Raw genomic sequence first — 20,207 nt, 5'->3', positions numbered from 1 at the left:
TACTTTTCTCTATCCTAATCATCAACAACTAACGAATAATTAAACAATCACATCCTGTACATCCTCAAATCCTGGACATCCTGATTCTGATAATAATCTTCTATCTCACTTCATAAATATTTATTTACTTTCCTCTATCCTAATCATCAACAACTAACCAATAATCAAACAATCACATCCTGTACATCCTCAAATCCTGGATATCCTGATTCTGACAATCTTAAAATTATGTAAACAAATAACGAAATGCCCTAAATATGCTATTTTAAATACAGCATACATCAAACCAACCATTAACTAATCATGAATAATAACAACTAACCGATAATCAAACAATCACATCCTGTACATCCTCAAATCTTGGTTATCCTGATATGGCTAACGCCACGCTTCGCTATCAGACAAAAAATTTTCTTCTTTGCGTCTTTGCTCCTTTGCGACTTGGCGCGAAATAAAAACCCAATAAACTAACAACTAATCCCCCCATTTATACATAATGAATAACCCCCATCAACAACTACTCCAACAAATAGACCTCATGCTTCGCGCCCGCTATCCCCTACTATATATAGTCGGAGTCGAAGAAGAACCAATAGAACAAGTCCTCCAACAACTCACCCAAATATCCCAGACACCACGACAACTATTATTATGGGATATCGTCACCGGTTGGGATGATAATGGAAGTGATAAAGGTTCAGTCATGGGTGCATTATCAAGAATTACCAAAACCTCAGAAAATACAACCACAATTTTTGTATTGCGAGACATACATTTTATCCTCAAAAACTCCGAAACAGAAAAAAATGCTCCCGTAATTCGGGCTATCAAAAACCTCACCCGTCAACTGAAACGCACACGCCAAACCCTCATCCTCACTAGTCATATATTAACCATTCCCCCAGAACTACAAGAAGAAGTTACAGTTATTGATTTTCCCTTACCCAACATCGAAGAAATTGATTATTTAATTCAGCAATTAATAGTCCCGGAAAAACTTAACTTAAATGGACTAGGAAAAGAACAATTAATCAAAGCCTGTCAAGGATTAAGTCGGGCGAGAATTAGAAGAGTTTTAGCCGCCGCTTTAGCAGCCAAAGGACAAGTTAACGAAACAGATATTGATAGAGTTTTAGAAGAGAAAAAACAAGCAGTTAAACAAACCGGAATTTTAGAATTTTACACGGCCAATGAATCATTAAAAAACGTCGGTGGCTTGGAAAATCTCAAACAGTGGGTAAGAATGCGTCAAGATGCTTTTACCGAAGAAGCAAGACGTTATGGAATACCCAACCCCAAAGGCGTTTTATTAGTAGGAATCCAAGGCACAGGTAAATCATTATCGGCTAAAACTATCGCCCATGAATGGCGTTTACCACTGTTACGTTTAGACGTGGGGAGATTATTTGGGGGTATAGTGGGAGAAAGTGAAAGTCGCATTCGGCAAATGATACAATTAGCAGAAGCAATATCACCCTGTGTATTATGGATGGATGAAGTAGATAAGGCTTTTGGTAATATTAATAGTGGTACAGATGGTGACTCTGGCACATCGCGCCGGGTATTTGGTACACTCATTACCTGGATGCAAGAAAAAACTAGTCCGGTGTTTATGGTGGCTACTGCTAATAATGTGCAAATATTACCAGCGGAGTTATTAAGGAAAGGGCGATTTGATGAAATTTTCTTTTTAAATTTACCTACGGAAAAAGAACGTCATGATATTTTTAAAGTCCACTTGCAAAAAATCCGTCCTTCCCGACTGCGAGATTTTGATTTACAGAAACTTGCAAGTCATAGCGAAAATTTTAGCGGTGCGGAAATTCAACAGGTAATTATTGATGGTATGCACCGCGCTTTTGGTAGTTTAATTGATGGTAATAGGCGGGATTTTAGCACGGAAGATATTTTAGCTGCGGTATCGGAAACTGTTCCTTTGGCGGCTATTGCTAAGGAACAAATTACTAGTTTAAAACGCTGGGCTGCGGAAGCTGGCGCAAGAACGGCTTCTATTGATACGCTGTTAATTGAGGAGTTGAAGGTTTATTCTCAGCAGCAGGGTTTGGGTCCTTTGGAGGTGGATTAAATTCAATATTTTTTTAACGAACCACAGAGGCACAGAGGACGCGGAGGGAAGAGGTTTTGGAGAGATTTTTATAGGAGTTGATTTTTTATGTCTCATTTTACAACTATCAAGGTGCAAATTAAGCAGGGTGAAGTTTTGCTTGAGGTTTTGCAGGAGTTGGGTTATCAGGTTGAACAAAATACTCAAGTTCGCGGTTATATGGGTGATAAAACTAATGCTGAATATGTTATTAAGCAATCTAATGGTTATGATTTGGGTTTTCGTCAAAATGGAGAAGGTTATGAGTTAGTGGCTGATTTTTGGGGTGCGAAAATTAATCAGCAGGAGTTTGTTAATCATATTAGTCAAAGATACGCTCATAAAACTTTGATGGAAACAATTCAAACTGAGGGTTTTAATGTGGAGGAAGAGGAAGTTTTAGCAGATGGTACGCTGCGGGTTATTGTTGGTAGATGGGTTTAATTTCTGATTTATTGACCTTATTAAAAAGGAAAAATCATTATGGCTGAATATCAAAAGATTGAATATCGCATTGGTAAAGATGGTAAAGTTGTGGAACGGGTTTTAAATGTCACTGGTTCTAGTTGTGTGGAAACAACAAAGGGGTTAGAAAAATCCTTGGGAGAAATAGAATCTCAGGAATTGTTACCGGAATATTATCAAGATGATGAGTTAATCACAATTTCCGAAAATCAATCTTTACAACAACAATAATTCCTCTATAAGTAGGGTGTATTAGTGATAGCGTAATGCACCATCTCCATTTATTACGGTGCGTTACGGTTTGCACCTAACGCACCCTACAATATACTATCTCCATTTATTACGGTGCGTTACGGTTTGCACCTAACGCACCCTACAATATATTCTGTATTGGACTAAAAAAACAATATGTTAGCACAAATTAATCAAGTCGCTTTTGCTGTAATTCTCGTAATCATTGTTTATCTTATTCTGCGGTTTTTATTCCCAGCAAATAATCAAGATATACCTATTAATAATGAATCTGTAACTTCTCCAGACACAGAACAGAAGATTAAAGAGTTAGAATTTCAATGTCAACGACTTAGGGAGGAATTAAAACAACAATCTCAACAATTACAAACTGATTTTCAACAGGAAACTTTTACCCACTTACAAACTTTACTCGCTAACTATCCTACAGTTAAAAAAATGGCTTTAGCTAAACCAGAGTTACCAGCTAAAAACCTGGTTTCTCTATTTACAGCTTTAGATAATCTAATTACCAATTGGGGTTATACTGTTATTGGGGAAACTTGGGAACAGGTTAATTATAATCCCCAATTACATCAAGCTGATAGTGATGAAATTCAAGAGGGGGAATTAGTCTATATTCGTTTTATTGGTTATCAGGATGGTGATAAAGTTCTCTATCCTGCAAAAGTTAGTCGCACTTTACCAGCAGGGTTTAATAATAATTAAATTATCATACAATTATTATACAATTAATATACAATCTTGTGGGGTGGGCATCCTGCCCGCCCAAATATTCGTTTTATTGGTTATCAGGATGGTGATAAAGTTCTCTATCCTGCAAAAGTTAGTCGCACTTTACCAGCAGGGTTTAATAATAATTAAATTATCATACAATTATTATACAATTATTATACAATCTTGTGGGGTGGGCATCCTGCCCGCCCAAATATACAAATATCATAGCAGGTAAGATGATAATAGCAGGCAAGATGATAATAGCAGGCAAGATGATAATAGCAGGTAAGATGATAATAGCAGGCAAGATGCCTGCTCCACAAGACAACCACAATATGATTAATAATTATGACAACTATTGCAATTGATTTTGGTACAAGTAATACTGTAATCAGTATTTTGGAGGCTGATACTCAACAACCTAAAAGTTTACGTTTTCCTAATTTATCCCGTTTATTTTTGGGTGTCAATCCTGATGGTGAAAGAGTAGAATATCCTGTTATTCCTAGTTTAATGTTTATTAAACCAGGTAATAATATTATATTAGGTGAAGGTGTGAGAAGTCAACGTTTAGGACTTTCTCAAAGTTATCCTCCTGAACGGTTATTTAAAAAGTTTAAACGCGATTTGGCGGGAGATTATCAACCACCAGCAATCCAAATTGATGGTATAAATTATCATACTGTCTCTGTTTGTGAGTTATTTATGCAAACTATTTGGACAGAAATTAAACAGCAAAATATCGAGCCTAGTCATTTGATTTTTACTGTTCCCGTTGGTGCTTTTGAGCGTTATTTAGATTGGTTTCGAGATTTAGGAAAAAAGTTAAATGTTCCAAAGGTATCTATCGTTGATGAATCTACTGCTGCGGCTTTAGGATATGCTATAAAACACCCTGGTAAGTTAATTTTAGTAGTAGATTTTGGTGGGGGAACTCTTGATTTAAGTTTAGTGAGAACTGTTGCAAATTCTGATAATAATGGAAATTTAAGTGCTGAAGTTTTAGCTAAGTCGGAAGCATACATAGGTGGGGAAGATATTGATGTTTGGATAGTTGATGATTATTTACGTTCTCAAAATTTAACAGCGGAACAAGTAGGAAAAATTGGTTATCAGAATTTATTAGAAATTGCTGAACGGTTAAAGATTCAATTATCAAAAAATCAATCTGTGGCTGAAAGTTGGTTTGATGATGAATCTTTTATGTCCTATGAGTTAAAAATTAATCGTGAAAAATTAGAGGAAATTTTAGAATATAGACAGTTTTTACAACAGTTACGAAATACTTTAGATGAGGTTTTAGCTTCTGCTTTGCGAAAGGGTATTAGTAAAAATGATATTGAACAGGTTTTATTGGTGGGAGGAAGTTGTTTAATTCCCGCAGTTCAACAACTAATTATATCTTATTTTGGTAAAGCTAAGGTAAAACTAAATAAACCTTTTGATGCTGTCTCTCATGGTGCATTAGCAATAACACAAATTACTGAAATAGATGATTTTTTACGTCATAGTTACGCAATTCGTTTATGGGAAAGTTACAGCAAAAGTTATATTTATCATCATTTATTTACTAAAGGTGACAAATATCCTTGTCAACGTCAAGAATGGTTAACTTTACAAACAGCAAATAATGGACAAACAGAAATTCGTTTAGATATTGGTGAATTAGCTGATATGACACAAACGGAAATAGCTTTTGATGCTTGGGGAAGAATGACTTCTAGCACTCTTCAACATCAAGAAAGTTACCGTTCTCTAGATACTCAACATCAACAGGTATGTGTTGCTAAACTTAACCCACCAGGTGAGGCAGGTATTGATAGAATATCTGTGTTATTTGAGGTAGATTCTCGACGGACTTTATTAGCAACTGTGAAGGATTTATTGAGAGGAGAGATATTAGTTGATAGGGGAGAAATTTATAAATTGAGCTAAAATTATAAGAGAATTATATTCTCATTATACAGCAAGTAGCTTTGAGTGAGATACACTTTATGCGGGCAAGATGCCCGCACCACAAGAGTTTTATTATTAATATCTGTACTTCATAATACCGGGAACTGCTGTATATTAGCCACTGTATCTATCAAACCCTCTAAAACTTGTTGTAAATCACTCGTCAACTCAGCCACACATTGTTTAGCAGCAACTCGACTACTTTTATAAACAGGATAACGTTCAGAAACAGAAATCGGTTCACCCACAGTTATCTTCACCTGCTGCTTACCCAATTGGGGACGATTTAAGGTCATATTTCCCTTAATTTTATTAACCATATCCCATAAAAGTAAAGTTGTTTCGGCAAATCTTTCCACCGTTGGTTTTTCGCGGATATAAGTTCCAGAAACAGCTACAAAACTCTCAACTAATCTCATGTGCCACATCCGAAAATTTGCTTCTTCAGCAATTCTATCTCCTAAACTTTTCTCAATGGTTGATATTAATTTAAGATCCTTAAAATCTTCCCTAAATATGTAATTCCAACCGGCTTGTTCTACTCGTCTACATCTATCATTCCAATGACCTCTAGATGGTAAATCAAAATATTGTTCTGCAATAAATAAAGCAATATTCATCACAGATTGTAACCGATAAGCTAAAGCCTCATTTCTATCTGTAATTTCCCCATTGGTAATTTTTTCATCTGGTAATTTTTGATGATAGAACTTAGTGTAAAATTGCTCCATTATCCCTAACAAATGTTCGGCTAAACTTAATAATCGGGGATAAAGTACAGTAAAAGTAGCCTCTGTTTTTTCCTGATTTATCAATAAACCACTGGCTGCTTCTAATTCAGTTAATAAATTTGCTATATTATCCCAAGGCTCATTCACATAACTATATTTAATCCCAATTGGTAAAATTAAAACTTCCTCTTCTCTTCCGGCTTTTTGTAAATCCTCTACACACCAAAAACCCATCTGGGCTATACCCGGTTCTAAAGGACTAATAATCTCTGATAAACCATTTGTACCACCTTCCGGCGCAGCAGCCATGGGAAACTGACCATTAATATACAAATCTCGCGCAGAACGCAACCCAGTCCAGTCAGCTTTACCACGTTGAATGGGAGTTCCCCCCAAATGGGAAATGACCCAACCTACATGATCTCCTGCCCAGAGGGGAATGCCCCGATCATAGATAAAATGAGCATGAGGTGGATATTGTAGCTGTATACCCCCAATTCGTGCTACTTTAGGCAAGATTTGGGACAGTAAATAAGTTAAACAAAGCGGGTCTGCTGTTTGCGGATGACGAAATGCTAACATAAACCGGATTTTACCATCCTGAAATCGTTGATAGCAATTGGCTAAAGTTTCAACGTTGTTTGCTTCAATGTTGCTAATGGGTGTTTTCCACTGCATCCAGTTAGGTAAAACTAAATGTACCAATTTTAACAATAAAGGGTTAAAAGCGGGCGGGATAAATTCTAAAGGTGGTTGGGCTTGATACATTTTATTGGTAATAGGTAATGGGTAATAGGTAATAGATAAACATTTTCTGCACCCTGTTCCCTATTTTCTTCTGACGTGGAAACATTTTAAACCTACGCGATTTGAAAAGTTAGTAAGTAAAGGTAAAAACAATGCGATTATCACAGATGTTATTTGTTACACTAAGAGATGATCCGGCTGATGCGGAAATCCCTAGCCATAAATTACTACTCCGTGCTGGTTATATCCGTCGCATTGGTAGTGGGATTTATGCTTATCTTCCCCTAATGTGGCGAGTTTTGCAAAAGGTTTCTCAAATTGTGCGCGAAGAAATGAATGCTACTGGCGCACAAGAATGTTTATTACCGCAGTTACAACCGGCGGAATTATGGCAAGAGTCGGGAAGATGGGATACTTATACTAAGGCTGAAGGAATTATGTTTTCTTTGGTTGATAGAAGAGAACAACAATTAGGATTAGGTCCAACTCATGAGGAAGTAATTACTACTGTTGCTCGTGATATGATTCGTTCATATCGTCAATTACCTGTACATTTATATCAAATCCAAACTAAATTTCGTGATGAAATTCGTCCCCGGTTTGGTTTAATGCGCGGACGAGAGTTTATTATGAAGGATGGTTATTCTTTCCATGCTGATGAGGAAAGTTTGCAGAAAACTTACCGGGAAATGTATACTGCTTATAGTAATATGTTGCGGCGTTCTGGTTTAGCTTTTCGGGCTGTGGAAGCTGATTCTGGCGCTATTGGTGGTTCTGGTTCTACCGAATTTATGGTGTTAGCAGATGCAGGAGAAGACGAGGTTCTCTATACTGAAGATGGTAAATATGCAGCCAATGTAGAAAAAGCGGTTTCTTTACCAGCAGCAGCGGAAATTTCACCTTTTACAAGTTACGAGCAACGGGAAACTCCGGGAACTGATACCATTGAAAAACTTTGTAGTTTCTTAAAATGTTCTCCTACCCAAGTGGTCAAAAACGTTTTATATCAAACTGTTTATGATAATGGTTTAACGGTTTTGGTGTTGATTAGTATTCGTGGAGATCAGGAAATTAACGAAGTTAAATTACAAAATGAATTAACTAAATTAGCTCCTGGATTTGGTGCTAAAACGATTCTGACTTTAACTGTACCAAATGTTGAAGCTCAAGCAACATGGCAAGCTAAATCTTTACCTTTAGGTTATATTGCACCTGATATTGCTGATGATTATATTGGGGTTAATAAACAGGTAAATTCTCAGTTTGTCCGGTTGGTAGATAAAACTGCTGTGGAGTTAAAGAACTTTGTCACCGGTGCTAATACTAGCGGTTTCCACGTGGTTGGTGCAAATTGGGGTGAGCAATTTACATTACCTGCAATAACCGTAGATATTCGTAAGGCTAGACCAGGCGATCGCTCTGTGCATGACCCAAACCAAAGCCTACAAACAGCTAGAGGTATCGAAGCTGGTCATATTTTCCAACTGGGTACAAAATACTCTCAAGCTATGGGTGCAACTTATACCAATGAACAAGGGGAAGAAAAGCCTTTAGTTATGGGTTGTTATGGTGTGGGTGTGTCACGGTTAGCACAATCAGCGGTAGAACAATCTTATGATAAAGATGGCATAATTTGGCCAATAGCGATCGCCCCCTATCACGCCATTATCACTATTCCTAACATTAAAGATGCTCAACAAATCGCCGTTGCTGAAAAACTTTACACAGAACTTAATCAAGCAGGAGTAGAAACCTTATTAGATGATAGAGATGAACGAGCGGGTGTTAAATTCAAAGATGCGGATTTAATTGGTATTCCCTTCAGAATTGTCACCGGTCGCGCCATTACAAATGGTAAAGTCGAAATAGTCAAACGCGCAACTCGTGAATCTCAAGAAATAGCCATTGAAGAAGTCGTTAATACATTACAACAATGGATTAAAGACGCAATAGCAGGTTAAGACTCAAATCTTGTGGGGTGGGCATCTTGCCCGCCATATCAAGTCAAGACTCCAACCTTGTATGGTAAGCATCTTCCCCGCCATAGCTAGTCAAGACTCCAACCTTGTGGGGTGGGCATCTTGCCCGCCATATCAAGTCAAGACTCAAATCTTGTATGGTGGGCATCTTGCCCGCCCTTTGATAAATATGACCATTTGTGGTAATTTATTTTTGTAACCATACAAGTAGTAAGTTTTATGTCAGCAGAATTTCCTACCCCAGACAGTTTATGGATTATTACTGAAGAAGTCGCGGAAACCTCAACGACGACCATTAGCGGTGCTAGAAGTAGTGGTGATACAGGTGGATTATTAGGAGGTAAAACTACAGAAGAACAAATAATATTTACCAAAGAAAAAGACAAATTAGTAATTACTAGGCGTAAAGTTGAAGTCACAAAACTCAAGCAGGAAATGAGGGGATTTATACAAGCTATGCGAGAATGTTTAGATGAAGCAGATGATCCTGACTCTAAAATCCGCCTAGACGAAGTGGAAGTTTCTGTAGAAGTGAATGGAGAAGGACAACTGAGTTTATTCGGAACAGGGGGAAAAGTAGGCGGTAAAGGCAGTCTGACCTTTAAATTCAAGCGACAATCATAGATGAAAATATATCTGATTAAAATAGACCTCTCCGATAAAGATTGTAGAGACGTTCCATGGAACGTCTCTACAAAGAACGTCTCTACAAAGAACGTCTCTACAAAAAACGTTTCTACAAAGAACGTCTCTACAAAAAACGTCTCTACAAAAAACGTCTCTACAAAGGTTTCAACTCACGCATATTGAATTTTCGGAGCTTTCTAATGGGTAAGAATTGGGCAATTAGTATCGGTATTAATCAATATGATAACCTGCAAGCCCTCAACTTTGCTAAACGGGATGCAGAAGCAATGGCCGCTTGGTTTCGGGAAGAAGCCAAATTTGATCAGGTGTTTTTGTTTACAGAGGACTCTCCAGCTATTAACACCAGTCCACCAATTCCCACTCAACCAACTTACGGACGGTTGCGGCGATTTTTACAAGCACAATTTGAACAACCCCTATTAAAACCAGAGGATAATTTATGGTTCTTTTTTGCTGGACATGGTATGCGTCATGCTGACAAAGATTATTTAATGCTTGCAGATAGTGATCCTGGTGATATTGAACATACAGCTATTTCCGTTGAATACATTACTGAAAGATTGCGTCGTAGTCGTGCTGATAATGTAGTTTTGTTATTAGATGCTTGTCGAGAAGAAAGAAGTCGTAGTGGTTTAGGAATAGGTGAACAGAAGCATCAAGGAGTAATTACCTTTTATTCCTGTGCTGCTAACCAAAAATCTTGGGAAATTACCGAATTACAACATGGTTCATTTACACATACATTATTAACAGGTTTAAGATTACATGGTGAAGCTAATTGTGCCACTGTGGAACGATTAGATAGATATCTCAATTCTGCTGTTCCTCAATTAAATACTAGATATCAAAAAGAAATTCAAAATCCCTATCTCAAGGCAGAACCGCCATATAAAATGTATTATATCTTGTTGGAGCAATCTGCTACAATGAGAGATGTTGAATCATTAAAATTACAGGCATCCTTATCCGAAAATGCTGGAAATTTTGAGTTAGCAGAACAAATATGGATTAGAGTTTTAGGCGTGTCTCGTGCTGATTTAGATGCAGTATCGGCTATTAAAAGAATTGCAATTAAAAAAAATAATTCAACACTATTACCAATTTCTCAACCTGTTCCTAATCCTGAATCTCCTGGTTCATCTAGAGGTGAGGATACTATGTCACCAACACAGATACTTGAACTTGCTGAAAAGATTAAAGAAAATAATCGTAAACAAGAAGAATACCGACAGGCTGTTTTAAAAGAAGTTGAACAACAGTTTCCTCTAAATCAAAAAAGTATTGATAATTTATCTAATTTACAAAAATCTCTGCAACTCAGTGAAGAGGAAGTATCAGGAATAAAACAACCAATTTTTATTCAGAAAGAAGCAGAATATAGAAAACGCGAAGAAGAAGAGAGAATCAGAAGAGAACAACAGGCTGAAAGAATTCGTCAACAACATCAGCAAAATTTAGAGCAGTATCAACGGGAATTTTCAGCAAAAATTGAGAAAGAATATCCCTTTCATCAAGCAAGTAGAAATAAGTTCAAAAAACTACAAATCTCTTTGCAACTCAGTGAACAGGAAATATTGCAAATAGAACAGCCAATTATTGCTAAAAAAGAAGCTGAATATCAAAAACTTCAGGAGGAAAATAGAAAAACATCTGGAAATCCTTCAGGGTCAAACTCACCTCCTATAAAACGCAGACAATTTTTAATTTATGCTGGTTTAGGAGGAACAGGTTTAGTTACTACTGTTGTATTTAGTCAGATATTGAAGCCTACAGTACAACCTAAACAAGTACAACCTAAACTACTTGAATTATTAACAGTTACATTTACAACTAAAACAGTTAACAAAACAGGGAAAATAGTTAATCAAGAGAATCATCAAGCTAAATATTTTAAAGAAGATTTAAGTAATGGTATCACCCTGGAAATGGTACAAATCCCTGGTGGTTCTTTTATGATGGGTTCACCAGCATCAGAAAAAGGTCGGAGTGAAAGTGAAAGTCCACAACATCAGGTAAATGTACCTGGTTTTTCTATGGGTAAATTTGTTGTGACTCAAGAACAGTACCAACAAATCATGGGTTACAATCCCTCTAGTTTATCAGGAGCAAAACGTCCTGTAGAACAAGTATTTTGGAATAATGCTGTAGAGTTTTGTCAAAAGTTGAGTCAAAAGACAGGACGGGAATATCGTCTACCCAGCGAAGCAGAATGGGAATATGCTTGTCGTGGGGGGACGACTACACCCTTTCATTTTGGGGAAACGATTACAACTGAGTTAGCTAACTATAATGGAACTGACACCTATGCTTCTGAGCCAAAAGGTAAATATCTTGGACAAACAACAGATGTAGGTAGTTTTCCCCCTAATGCTTTTGGATTATACGATATGCACGGGAATGTCTGGGAATGGTGTCAAGACGATTGGCATGATAATTATATAGATGCGCCTAAAGATGGTAGTATTTGGACAAGTCAAAGCGGTAATAATAAGGTGCTGCGCGGCGGTTCTTGGTACGATATTCCTGAAAGTTGCCGTTCGGCGCGTCGTAACTCTTTTGATGTGGGCTTCGGCAGCAGCAACGTCGGTTTTCGTGTTGTCTGTGGTGCTGCGTGGACTTAGTAGCCCTTTGCACTCTTGCGCTTTTGCTCTTTGCTCTTCTTTTTTTTACCCTTGAGAGGGTAGTGGAACGAAGCGATCTAAAAATTTTTTTTGAGGATTATCCTTGGAAACAGAATCTAAGTAGGTGGGCGTTAAAAATTGTCGTTATGACAAGGGAACAGGGAACTCTTAACTGGGAAGAGGTTTTGGGCAACTTTACTTTTCGTTACTTATGTCGGTTTTTTTTCCGTTCACCTACTTAGTTTAAACTTCAATTCCCGCATCTCGCAATCGTTTCTCCAATTCTGCTAAACGTTGTAAAGCAGCTTCCTTTTCTTGTCGTTCCTGCTCAACCGACTCAAACCCCCACAATAACAAATTACCCTGTTTATCCCACCAGCGCAACCAGTAACCATCACGGTTTTCGCGCTTTCCTGACCACACACCAATAAATAATTCCATCTCCTCTAACCAATAACGGTTATTTTCATCAGGAGAACGTAATTCATATTTTCCCGAATTTTGTAACCGATGTACCTCCAAAATGCCCGTGTCAGGTGCAAAAATCAGGTAATTGGCAACTTTTAAAACTTCTTCATAAAAAAACCATTTACCGGGGGGAAAAGTCCGTTTACTGGAATATTCACTCCCATTTGTATCCGAAAGAAATTCCATCACCACAATCGGTATTTCACCCTGTTTGTGAGGAGTATAACTACGTTGTATTTGCTCTCTAGATACGGTAATTTTCGGTATATAAGCCCAATCAGGTGCTTTGATCACAATTTTGTTGTTAACTGTAGCACAGATGCCATAATTAGTCGTAGCCAGGGCTGTTTCTGGTAGTTTCCCCGCCAATTGTAGACTTTCGGTTAGCGCCGCAGCTAAAGAGGGTTGATTGACATTATCCACAGGTTCATCTTCTAAAACAAAATCTTCAGGTAAGAGTTCCCAGGTAATCTTGCAGGTCGAAGCAGTAACAACCATAGCCACCACATCAGAGGGATTCATGAATTATACTATAACTAGTCAACTTATTTTTCAGGAAACCTGCAAAAATTACATTTCTTAAACTTTTACCCTAACTCTTACCCTCTGCGCCTCCGCGCCCCTGGGTGAAAAAAACATAAATTATACTTTTTAAGCTGGTAAAATAACTAATATTTGTCACCAACTGACTTGTACAAGTAGGTGAATGGAAAAAAACAACACAAGTAACGAAAAGTAAAGTTGCTCAAAACCGTTCGGCTGACGCTCACGGCGAAGCCTCTTCCCTGTTCCCAGTTAAGAGTTCCCAGTTAAGAGTTCCCTGTTCCCAGTTAAGAGTTCCCTGTTCCCTTGTCATAACGACAATTTTTCACGCCAACCTACTTACCACATTTTGCCCAATTTTAATTTAAATCTTTTTTCAAGAAATCATGGAATTTAGATCAAGAGATAGGTGACAGACCCCAAAGGATAACTCTACAATTGGAGTGAAAAGGGGCAAAACCAGCAAGAGTAGTTTATGTATAAATCAAAGCCAAAGATTTGTACCAGAGATATAACCTCTATAAACAGGCTACTTATATACTTATATTACGAATACTATTTCAGTCCTTAGTCAACTAGGTTTTAGATATGAATGACCAACAAAGAACTAACAGTATTTCTTCCGGTCTAGTAGCAGCCATTTCGGTAGCAGTGGTAGCGGTAAGCGGTGGAGTAGCTTGGTTTTCTTCCCAGAGCGCCAATACTCCCACACCTACCAACCCCTCGGAAATCATTAAAAAGCCAATACAGGAATCGAACAGCCAACAGGGTAATGAACAAACTGCTAATATATATTGGCTCAGGTCTAAGGAAAATCGTTTTGATTTAGTTCCCCAACCTCTGAAAATTGCTGCTACCCAACCGGACCAAGTTTTAGAAACAGCATTTAAAACTTTATTAGCCGGACCTCCTCAAGGAACAGACTCTACTACTATTCCCCAGGGGACCAAACTACTGGGACTCAAAGCCGAAAATAATGATGTTCACGTCAACTTATCTGAAAACTTTACCACCGGTGGCGGTAGCAGTTCCATGATCGGAAGAATTGGACAAGTTGTATATACTGCTACTAGTTTAAACCCTCAAGCTAAAGTTTATATTGAAGTCAACGGTAAACCCTTGGAGGTTTTAGGTGGTGAAGGTGTGGAATTAGAACAACCACTCACCCGGGAAAGTTTTCAGAAAAATTATCCCCTTTAGTCAGTTACCCTGTTCCCTGTTCCCAGTTAAGAGTTCCCAGTTAAGAGTTCCCTGTTCCCTATTTAATAATTAATCGGGGTTAATTCTCATCAAAGGTTGACCATATTCCACTGGTTCACCATTTTGAACTAAAATTTCCATCACCTGTCCAGAGACTTCGGCTTCAATTTCGTTCATTAGCTTCATTGCTTCAATAATACACACACTTTGACTAGATTTGACGCGATCGCCCACCTCCACAAAGGGACTTTCTCCTGGTGCTGGGGCGCGGTAAAATGTCCCCACCATAGGAGATAATACCTCAACCAATTTTTGATTAATGGGTGAAGGAGAAACAGCAGGTTGAATTATGGAATTATCCACAACTTTATTTATGACCATTTCTGGTGAAGTTGTAGATCCCAAATGGGTTACACCAGCACTCACCACACCACTAACTATTCCTTGGGCATTATTGCTAAAACTGATAGCTTTGCGTACCGTTAATTCAAACTCATTATTTTTGAGTGTAACTTCCGCAATATCAGTTTGGGCAATAGTTACCAGTAGTTGGCGGATTTCATTAAAGTCTAATGTCACAATTATTTTACCTCGACCTAACCGTTAAATTAAAATTCTAAGTAAGGCAGGGATTTAATCCCTCTATAAAAAAGGGATTCAAATCATGATTACCAAGGGTTTTAGTCTTCACTACTCCCAGTTGGTATCAAAAAAATAGGAAAATTATTCCCTGCCTAAATACTTATCTTCTCTGGTATCAATTTTGATGCGCTCCCCTTGAGCAATAAACAAGGGAACCATGATAGTTGCTCCAGTTTCTAGAATTGCAGGTTTAGTACCACCTGTGGCAGTATCACCCTTAACACCAGGATCTGTTTGCACAATTTCCAAGACTACAGAATTAGGTAGTTCAACTTCTAGCACCTGTTCGCCCCAGCGAATCACATTCACTTCCATACCATCTTTAAGGTACTTGACGCGATCGCCAATTTGCGCTGAAGTTAATCTACCTTCTTCATAAGTCTCCATATCCATAAAGATAAACTCATCACCTTCTTTATAGGTATGTTGCATCGTTACTTTTTCCAGAGTAGCCTGGGGGACAGTTTCCCCAGCCCGAAAAGTTTTTTCTAATTGTTTCCCAGTTTGGACATTTTTCAGGGTTGTCCGCACGAAAGCAGAACCCTTACCTGGCTTAACATGAAGAAAATCTATCACGCGCCAGACCGAACCATCTAATACAATTGAAACACCAGGTCGAAAGTCGTTACTAGAGATCATGAAACTTTCAAATTTTGCAAGACAATCGGCATTCATTGTACCCTTCTAGGGTCATTAATGGTTAGTTATTCAAGAAGAGGTCATGGGTCATGGTAAATTCTCCCCTGCAACTCCTGTGCTTCACCTAATTCTTTTGCTTCCCCACTGTCTTCAATCTCCAGACTCCCAATGTGGGAAGATAATCAATAAGTTACTTCCAATCAACACTTTGATACTAAAGAAAGAGAAATTTGATGTTGAACTTATTAAAGTCCTGGGTGAAGAACAGTCTCAAACTAATATTGTTATTAACAATATTTTTAGGCATAAGTACGGCTGGGTGGACTCCCACTAGTAACGCCGGCTTACCAGCGGGAAACGCAATTACCGACGGAAAGGCCTTGTTACGCTATGCACTCCCGATAGATAATCAACCTGTACGTAAACTACAAGCCAGTTTAGAAGACATTTCTAACCAACTGCGAGCGAATAAGCGGTGGAGCGCGGTTAATAATGATCTCAAGCAAGCATCGCGGATACTCGATAAACCTTCCCAAATATTAGCAAGTATTCCGGAAGAACGCCAAGCTCAAGCTCAAGCTTGGATGACTGAATTGAAATCTGGGATAACAGAACTGCAAGAAATAGTTAAAACTAAGCGAAAGGAAGCAGTTCTTGAGGGAAGAGCCAAATTACTCGATCTTGTCAGCTTGTTAGAAGAATCAATGGTCAAGGAATTTCCCTTTGCAGTTCCGGCTGAGTACAGTAATTTACCCCAACTCAAAGGACGCGCTACCATTGCTTTTAAAACTAATAAAGGCGATCTTACCGTAGTGGTAGATGGCTATAGCGCCCCTGTCACTGCTGGTAATTTTGTAGATTTAGTACAACGCGGTTTTTATAATGGTTTAGAATTTACCCGTTCGGAAGAATCTTACTTTTTACAAACTGGAGATCCTGTTGGTCAAGAAGTTGGTTTTATTGACCCGGAAACTAGCAAATATCGGGCTATTCCTTTAGAGATTTTAGTCCAAGGTGAAAAAGAACCAACCTACGGTATTACGCTCGAAGAATCTGGACGTTATTTAGATATGCCAGTTTTACCTTTTTCTTCTTTTGGCGCTTTAGTTATGGCCCGGCCAGAAAATGAACCTAATGGTGGTTCTTCTCAAGTTTTCTTCTTTCTGTTTGAACCAGAACTTACCCCCGCAGGACGTAATCTTTTAGATGGTCGTTATGCTGTATTTGGTTATCTGACTGAAGGGAGAGAGATTTTAGATAAACTCAAAGCTGGTGACAAAATTGAATCTGCGACTGTTATTCAAGGTGTGGAAAATTTAGTTCAGCCGCAAGCAGTTTCATAAAAGATTAAAATCAAAAGGTAGGGATGTTTGAATTTGGTAAACATCTCTACTTTCTCAAAGCGACTTTAGCTCTTTCCGCTTGCGGTTAGTAGTAATAACGTCTTTCAATTAATTTTTGAGTCTATCCATTATTTTCCTTAATTTAGCTAGAACCTTTTTTTCTAAACTTGTAGACCAACGATAGTTATAATCTTTATGCTGGTATATACTAACCTTTTCCTTGAGGTTTTCTATATATTGGATCAGTTCTACCAAATCTTTTTCAGTTTTAACACCCCTAATAATACCAGCAGTCTTGAGGTAATAACTCGCTATTACATCTGCTTCTGCTTCTGAAGCATTATGATCTTTACGGTAATGGCGGATTTTACCATTCATTTCTTCAAAATACGAGGCTAGACTTCTGATAAGAGCAAAATCTAGTTCATCTAGTTTTTTAGGTTCATAATTAATTTTTTCCTGAACTGATTTAGGAGGAGTGTCTGGTTCATAAATAAAAGCAGAAGTTTGGATTGGATCTGAATTTTGAGACTCAGCATTACTAAAGATATACTCTAGAGTTTTTACGCAGTCCAAGAAAGATGAGATATTGCGGGCAATTACCTGTTTTGTGTGAGTAGTGATAATGGCATAGCCAGAACCTTCATTGACTACAGCATATTGCCCTTGTACTGTCACATAGGCGTTTGTGTCTATTCTTTTGGTGTCGCTCATTTGGGAAACTAAAAAGACAACTGTTTTTTAATATACTCTAATTGGAACATGATTTGGCATAACTAGATATTGAAACCAGGTGCAGATAAATTAAGCTATCATGGGTTCTCCTAATCGTTTTAAAATTTGTGGGTTTGATCTAAATTAATATGCGTAAGCGTTGCGCTCTGTAGGAATCACCTATTTTTGAAAATATAAATATTAAAACCTCAAATCCAGTCAGTGTAAGCTTGTTAGGGATATTTTACCGAAAATATCATCAAGGGAGCGGTAGAGCCATTTATATTTTTAATATAAGTAGGTGAACGGAAAAAAACCGACATAAGTAACAAAAAGTAAAGTTGCCGAAAACCTCTTCCCAGTTAAGAGTTCCCTGTTCCCTGTTCCCTTGCCCCAACGACAATTTTTAACGCCCACCTACTTAAGCAAATTAAAATTAAACTTCCCAATCTTCAAACTGTAAACCATTTACCCGGCTAAATTCCTTGACATTATGCGTCACCAAGATCAAATTATTTGCGATCGCAAATATCATTTGTAATTAGTCAACACCACCTGAATCACCCTCAGTATCAATAGGAATTATTTCAACTTTTTTGTCCTGGTGAGAACAATGGCGGCAAGTATAGACAACTAATCTTTGTCCTTCATTTTCAGTTGTAGCCTTTCTTATAATTTCACTAGAAGTTACAGTCATGGTTAATCCCCCACAATGACTACAAGTTTTAAATATATCTGATAAACTAACATAGCCCCGTAGATGGATAGAATTACGATCAATTTTTGTACAACAGCTTTGACAATACCATGCCTCAAAATAAATACTTTTAATTCGCATAGCGGTGATTTGTTTTTCATTTAAAAAATCAACTACCGATTTTATTAGTTTGAGTTCTTTTTTGCATTTATCACAATATATTGGTCGTAAAGATTTGCGTTTATTAATTTTTCCTAAAATTCCTATTAATCCTTGATAGATTATTTGTATAAAACATAAGAAACTAAAACATAGGAAACTAAAACATAAGAAATCACCAAAACTAATACTGAAAGAAAAATCAAAAAACCTAGTAATCATACCGAAATTCGGATAATTATTTGTGTATGACTCACTAGCTAAAGTGTACAAGAAATTAAAGAAAGGAAGTGATATGCAAAAAGATCCTATATAAAAGGCAAAATGAATTATGCCATCATGCTCATCATTACCTTTAATTTGTATACCTTTCGTCGGAGGAATAAAAACAGGTCTTGAGGATAATAATATTCCTGCTATAAAACTCAAAATGCCTAGAATATATAAAATATAGTCAAATTTCAACTGTAGTAGAGGCTTGATAGATATCCAACTTAGCATTATTTTTATCTCCTTTGTTTTTCAGAAATATTCAAAATTGCTTTCATGTATAATGCCAAAAATAAAAATTTATCTTTAGCATTCAGATAGAAATATTTGCTATTCCAAACCTACCGTAATTGATGATGTTTATGGCTCTGATAACATCCAATTTTCGAGATTCAAATATCAGATATTAATTATTTTTTGCTTTCCCATGATTGTAGGATAGTAATCACGATTGACAACCCCATAAAGAAAGAAAAAATCGAAGCAAGTAAACCTGATAGATGAATTCCAATATCACTTTGAAGGATTGTAAATAGGTTTAATAAACCTACGATTAGGTTGGCTATCCCAAAGATAGCAGCATAGACAAAATATACTTTGCCTCTTGGCTCTTTTCTCCAGGCTATTATTACTGAATAAAGTATTCCCCAGCCTAAGCAAAAGTTACCTAAACCTGGATTGAATTTAAATAAAGGTAATGGATTGTGATAACCTGATATGTAGGTGAACGATGCTTGACCTCTGAGGGCTGATGAAATACTTGACCAAATCATTAAAGAGCCAACCACTATTCCAGAAATTTGACCTGCCAATGTTACTAATAAAATTGCAGCCCCTACTAACCAGACAGGCAAACCTACTAACAAGCCAAACAAACCTATTAACAATTCACACAAAGCAAGAGAAGTTTCTTTTATTCTTTTGTAGTATTTAGTATCTTTGTTAGGTTTTAATCTTCTTTTAGATATTGGTGGTTCAGGCATACCACGCCTGCGTATTTCGGCTCGAATTACCTGTTCAGCTTCTTCTGTATAGTTAGAAAGCTCTTTAGCTGCAACCTCAAGCCGGTGATCGCTTTTCTGTCTCCATAATTCCTCTAAGCTCATAAATCCTCCCTGATTATTTGTTAGCAATAGTCAAATTTGTTTTCATGTATGATACCAAAAAAAATTTATCTTGAGCATTCAGCTAGACAAGTTTACTAATCTAAACTCACGATAATTGATGATGCTTCTAACTTTGAAAACTTCCAGTTTTGGCAGATAGACTTTTTCAAAAAACCAACCATATAGTAGGGTATATTGAGCTAAAG

At 37.3% G+C, this 20,207-nt stretch carries 17 protein-coding genes and 1 pseudogene; 10 read left to right on the top strand and 8 right to left on the bottom strand.

Going from position 1 to position 20,207, the window contains the following annotated elements:
• The first annotated feature begins 496 nt into the window (after positions 1–496).
• The 5 genes from H6F62_RS10875 (at position 497) to H6F62_RS10855 (ending at position 5,473) form a co-directional block, all read left to right on the top strand.
• Positions 497–2,086: an AAA family ATPase gene (locus H6F62_RS10875; protein ID WP_190372029.1), complete on the top strand. Its 1,590-nt coding sequence runs from the start codon at positions 497–499 to the stop codon at positions 2,084–2,086.
• Between the two features lie 87 nt (positions 2,087–2,173).
• Positions 2,174–2,548 carry a DUF1257 domain-containing protein gene (locus H6F62_RS10870; RefSeq protein WP_190372028.1) on the top strand — a complete coding sequence of 125 codons (375 nt, stop codon included), beginning with the start codon at positions 2,174–2,176 and terminating at the stop codon, positions 2,546–2,548.
• 39 nt (positions 2,549–2,587) lie between these two features.
• Positions 2,588–2,800, top strand: a complete 213-nt coding sequence (locus H6F62_RS10865) for a DUF2997 domain-containing protein (protein WP_190372027.1) — start codon at positions 2,588–2,590, stop codon at positions 2,798–2,800.
• Between the two features lie 177 nt (positions 2,801–2,977).
• Entirely contained in the window at positions 2,978–3,529 is a 552-nt protein-coding gene (locus tag H6F62_RS10860; protein ID WP_190372026.1) for a molecular chaperone GrpE, read from the top strand.
• Positions 3,530–3,886: 357 nt separating this feature from the next.
• On the top strand, positions 3,887–5,473 hold the full coding sequence (locus H6F62_RS10855; RefSeq protein ID WP_190372025.1) for an Hsp70 family protein: 1,587 nt from the start codon (positions 3,887–3,889) through the stop codon (positions 5,471–5,473).
• 110 nt (positions 5,474–5,583) lie between these two features.
• On the opposite strand, the gene H6F62_RS10850 is transcribed toward H6F62_RS10855, so the two are convergent.
• Positions 5,584–6,993: a 1-acyl-sn-glycerol-3-phosphate acyltransferase gene (locus H6F62_RS10850; RefSeq protein WP_190372024.1), complete on the bottom strand. Its 1,410-nt coding sequence runs from the start codon at positions 6,991–6,993 to the stop codon at positions 5,584–5,586.
• Positions 6,994–7,124: 131 nt separating this feature from the next.
• On the opposite strand from H6F62_RS10850, the gene H6F62_RS10845 reads away from it, so the two are divergent.
• The 3 genes from H6F62_RS10845 (at position 7,125) to H6F62_RS20960 (ending at position 12,220) form a co-directional block, all read left to right on the top strand.
• Positions 7,125–8,933, top strand: coding sequence for a proline--tRNA ligase (locus tag H6F62_RS10845; protein WP_190372023.1), 1,809 nt, complete (start codon positions 7,125–7,127; stop codon positions 8,931–8,933).
• Between the two features lie 237 nt (positions 8,934–9,170).
• On the top strand, positions 9,171–9,575 hold the full coding sequence (locus H6F62_RS10840) for a hypothetical protein (protein ID WP_190372022.1): 405 nt from the start codon (positions 9,171–9,173) through the stop codon (positions 9,573–9,575).
• Between the two features lie 56 nt (positions 9,576–9,631).
• Positions 9,632–12,220 carry an SUMF1/EgtB/PvdO family nonheme iron enzyme gene (locus tag H6F62_RS20960; protein WP_347238707.1) on the top strand — a complete coding sequence of 863 codons (2,589 nt, stop codon included), beginning with the start codon at positions 9,632–9,634 and terminating at the stop codon, positions 12,218–12,220.
• Between the two features lie 243 nt (positions 12,221–12,463).
• Here H6F62_RS20960 and H6F62_RS10820 read toward each other — a convergent pair whose 3' ends face one another.
• On the bottom strand, positions 12,464–13,210 hold the full coding sequence (locus H6F62_RS10820) for a Uma2 family endonuclease (RefSeq protein ID WP_242025974.1): 747 nt from the start codon (positions 13,208–13,210) through the stop codon (positions 12,464–12,466).
• Between the two features lie 609 nt (positions 13,211–13,819).
• Here H6F62_RS10820 and H6F62_RS10815 point away from each other — a divergent pair.
• Positions 13,820–14,431: a GerMN domain-containing protein gene (locus H6F62_RS10815; RefSeq protein ID WP_137907111.1), complete on the top strand. Its 612-nt coding sequence runs from the start codon at positions 13,820–13,822 to the stop codon at positions 14,429–14,431.
• A gap of 69 nt (positions 14,432–14,500) precedes the next feature.
• Here the strand turns inward: H6F62_RS10815 and accB are convergent, their stop codons facing one another.
• Together accB and efp are read right to left on the bottom strand one after the other, a co-directional pair.
• Positions 14,501–15,010, bottom strand: a complete 510-nt coding sequence (gene accB / locus H6F62_RS10810; protein WP_190372021.1) for an acetyl-CoA carboxylase biotin carboxyl carrier protein — start codon at positions 15,008–15,010, stop codon at positions 14,501–14,503.
• A gap of 144 nt (positions 15,011–15,154) precedes the next feature.
• Positions 15,155–15,712 carry an elongation factor P gene (gene efp, locus H6F62_RS10805; RefSeq protein WP_137907109.1) on the bottom strand — a complete coding sequence of 186 codons (558 nt, stop codon included), beginning with the start codon at positions 15,710–15,712 and terminating at the stop codon, positions 15,155–15,157.
• Between the two features lie 233 nt (positions 15,713–15,945).
• On the opposite strand from efp, the gene H6F62_RS10800 reads away from it, so the two are divergent.
• Positions 15,946–17,055, top strand: a complete 1,110-nt coding sequence (locus tag H6F62_RS10800) for a peptidylprolyl isomerase (RefSeq protein WP_190372020.1) — start codon at positions 15,946–15,948, stop codon at positions 17,053–17,055.
• Positions 17,056–17,163: 108 nt separating this feature from the next.
• Here the strand turns inward: H6F62_RS10800 and H6F62_RS10795 are convergent, their stop codons facing one another.
• The 4 genes and pseudogenes from H6F62_RS10795 to H6F62_RS10785 form a co-directional block, all read right to left on the bottom strand.
• Complete coding sequence (locus H6F62_RS10795) at positions 17,164–17,769, bottom strand: hypothetical protein (RefSeq protein ID WP_137907107.1); 606 nt, start codon at positions 17,767–17,769, stop codon at positions 17,164–17,166.
• A 436-nt stretch (positions 17,770–18,205) separates the two neighbouring features.
• Positions 18,206–18,295: pseudogene (locus H6F62_RS20955) on the bottom strand (type II toxin-antitoxin system VapC family toxin); the annotation flags it as partial.
• A 15-nt stretch (positions 18,296–18,310) separates the two neighbouring features.
• Positions 18,311–19,126, bottom strand: a complete 816-nt coding sequence (locus tag H6F62_RS10790) for a hypothetical protein (RefSeq protein ID WP_190372019.1) — start codon at positions 19,124–19,126, stop codon at positions 18,311–18,313.
• A 179-nt stretch (positions 19,127–19,305) separates the two neighbouring features.
• The gene (locus tag H6F62_RS10785) at positions 19,306–20,001 is read right to left on the bottom strand and encodes a hypothetical protein (protein ID WP_190372018.1); all 696 of its coding nucleotides are present in this window, start codon (positions 19,999–20,001) and stop codon (positions 19,306–19,308) included.
• Between the last annotated feature and the right edge of the window lie 206 nt (positions 20,002–20,207).

This window comes from Anabaena sp. FACHB-1391 (assembly GCF_014696755.1).
GTDB lineage: Bacteria > Cyanobacteriota > Cyanobacteriia > Cyanobacteriales > Nostocaceae > Dolichospermum > Dolichospermum planctonicum.
This window is presented reverse-complemented; position numbering and strand designations above follow the sequence as displayed.

Coding starts and splice junctions, on each gene's coding strand:
- H6F62_RS10795 (WP_137907107.1), bottom strand. CDS start 17,769: ATGAGCGACACCAAAAGAATAGACACAAACGCCTATGTGACAGTACAA.
- H6F62_RS10820 (WP_242025974.1), bottom strand. CDS start 13,210: ATGAATCCCTCTGATGTGGTGGCTATGGTTGTTACTGCTTCGACCTGC.
- H6F62_RS10850 (WP_190372024.1), bottom strand. CDS start 6,993: ATGTATCAAGCCCAACCACCTTTAGAATTTATCCCGCCCGCTTTTAAC.
- H6F62_RS10865 (WP_190372027.1), top strand. CDS start 2,588: ATGGCTGAATATCAAAAGATTGAATATCGCATTGGTAAAGATGGTAAA.
- H6F62_RS10870 (WP_190372028.1), top strand. CDS start 2,174: ATGTCTCATTTTACAACTATCAAGGTGCAAATTAAGCAGGGTGAAGTT.
- H6F62_RS20960 (WP_347238707.1), top strand. CDS start 9,632: ATGGAACGTCTCTACAAAGAACGTCTCTACAAAGAACGTCTCTACAAA.
- H6F62_RS10860 (WP_190372026.1), top strand. CDS start 2,978: ATGTTAGCACAAATTAATCAAGTCGCTTTTGCTGTAATTCTCGTAATC.
- H6F62_RS10845 (WP_190372023.1), top strand. CDS start 7,125: ATGCGATTATCACAGATGTTATTTGTTACACTAAGAGATGATCCGGCT.
- H6F62_RS10790 (WP_190372019.1), bottom strand. CDS start 19,126: ATGCTAAGTTGGATATCTATCAAGCCTCTACTACAGTTGAAATTTGAC.
- H6F62_RS10800 (WP_190372020.1), top strand. CDS start 15,946: ATGTTGAACTTATTAAAGTCCTGGGTGAAGAACAGTCTCAAACTAATA.
- H6F62_RS10785 (WP_190372018.1), bottom strand. CDS start 20,001: ATGAGCTTAGAGGAATTATGGAGACAGAAAAGCGATCACCGGCTTGAG.
- H6F62_RS10840 (WP_190372022.1), top strand. CDS start 9,171: ATGTCAGCAGAATTTCCTACCCCAGACAGTTTATGGATTATTACTGAA.
- H6F62_RS10875 (WP_190372029.1), top strand. CDS start 497: ATGAATAACCCCCATCAACAACTACTCCAACAAATAGACCTCATGCTT.
- H6F62_RS10855 (WP_190372025.1), top strand. CDS start 3,887: ATGACAACTATTGCAATTGATTTTGGTACAAGTAATACTGTAATCAGT.
- efp (WP_137907109.1), bottom strand. CDS start 15,712: ATGATCTCTAGTAACGACTTTCGACCTGGTGTTTCAATTGTATTAGAT.
- H6F62_RS10815 (WP_137907111.1), top strand. CDS start 13,820: ATGAATGACCAACAAAGAACTAACAGTATTTCTTCCGGTCTAGTAGCA.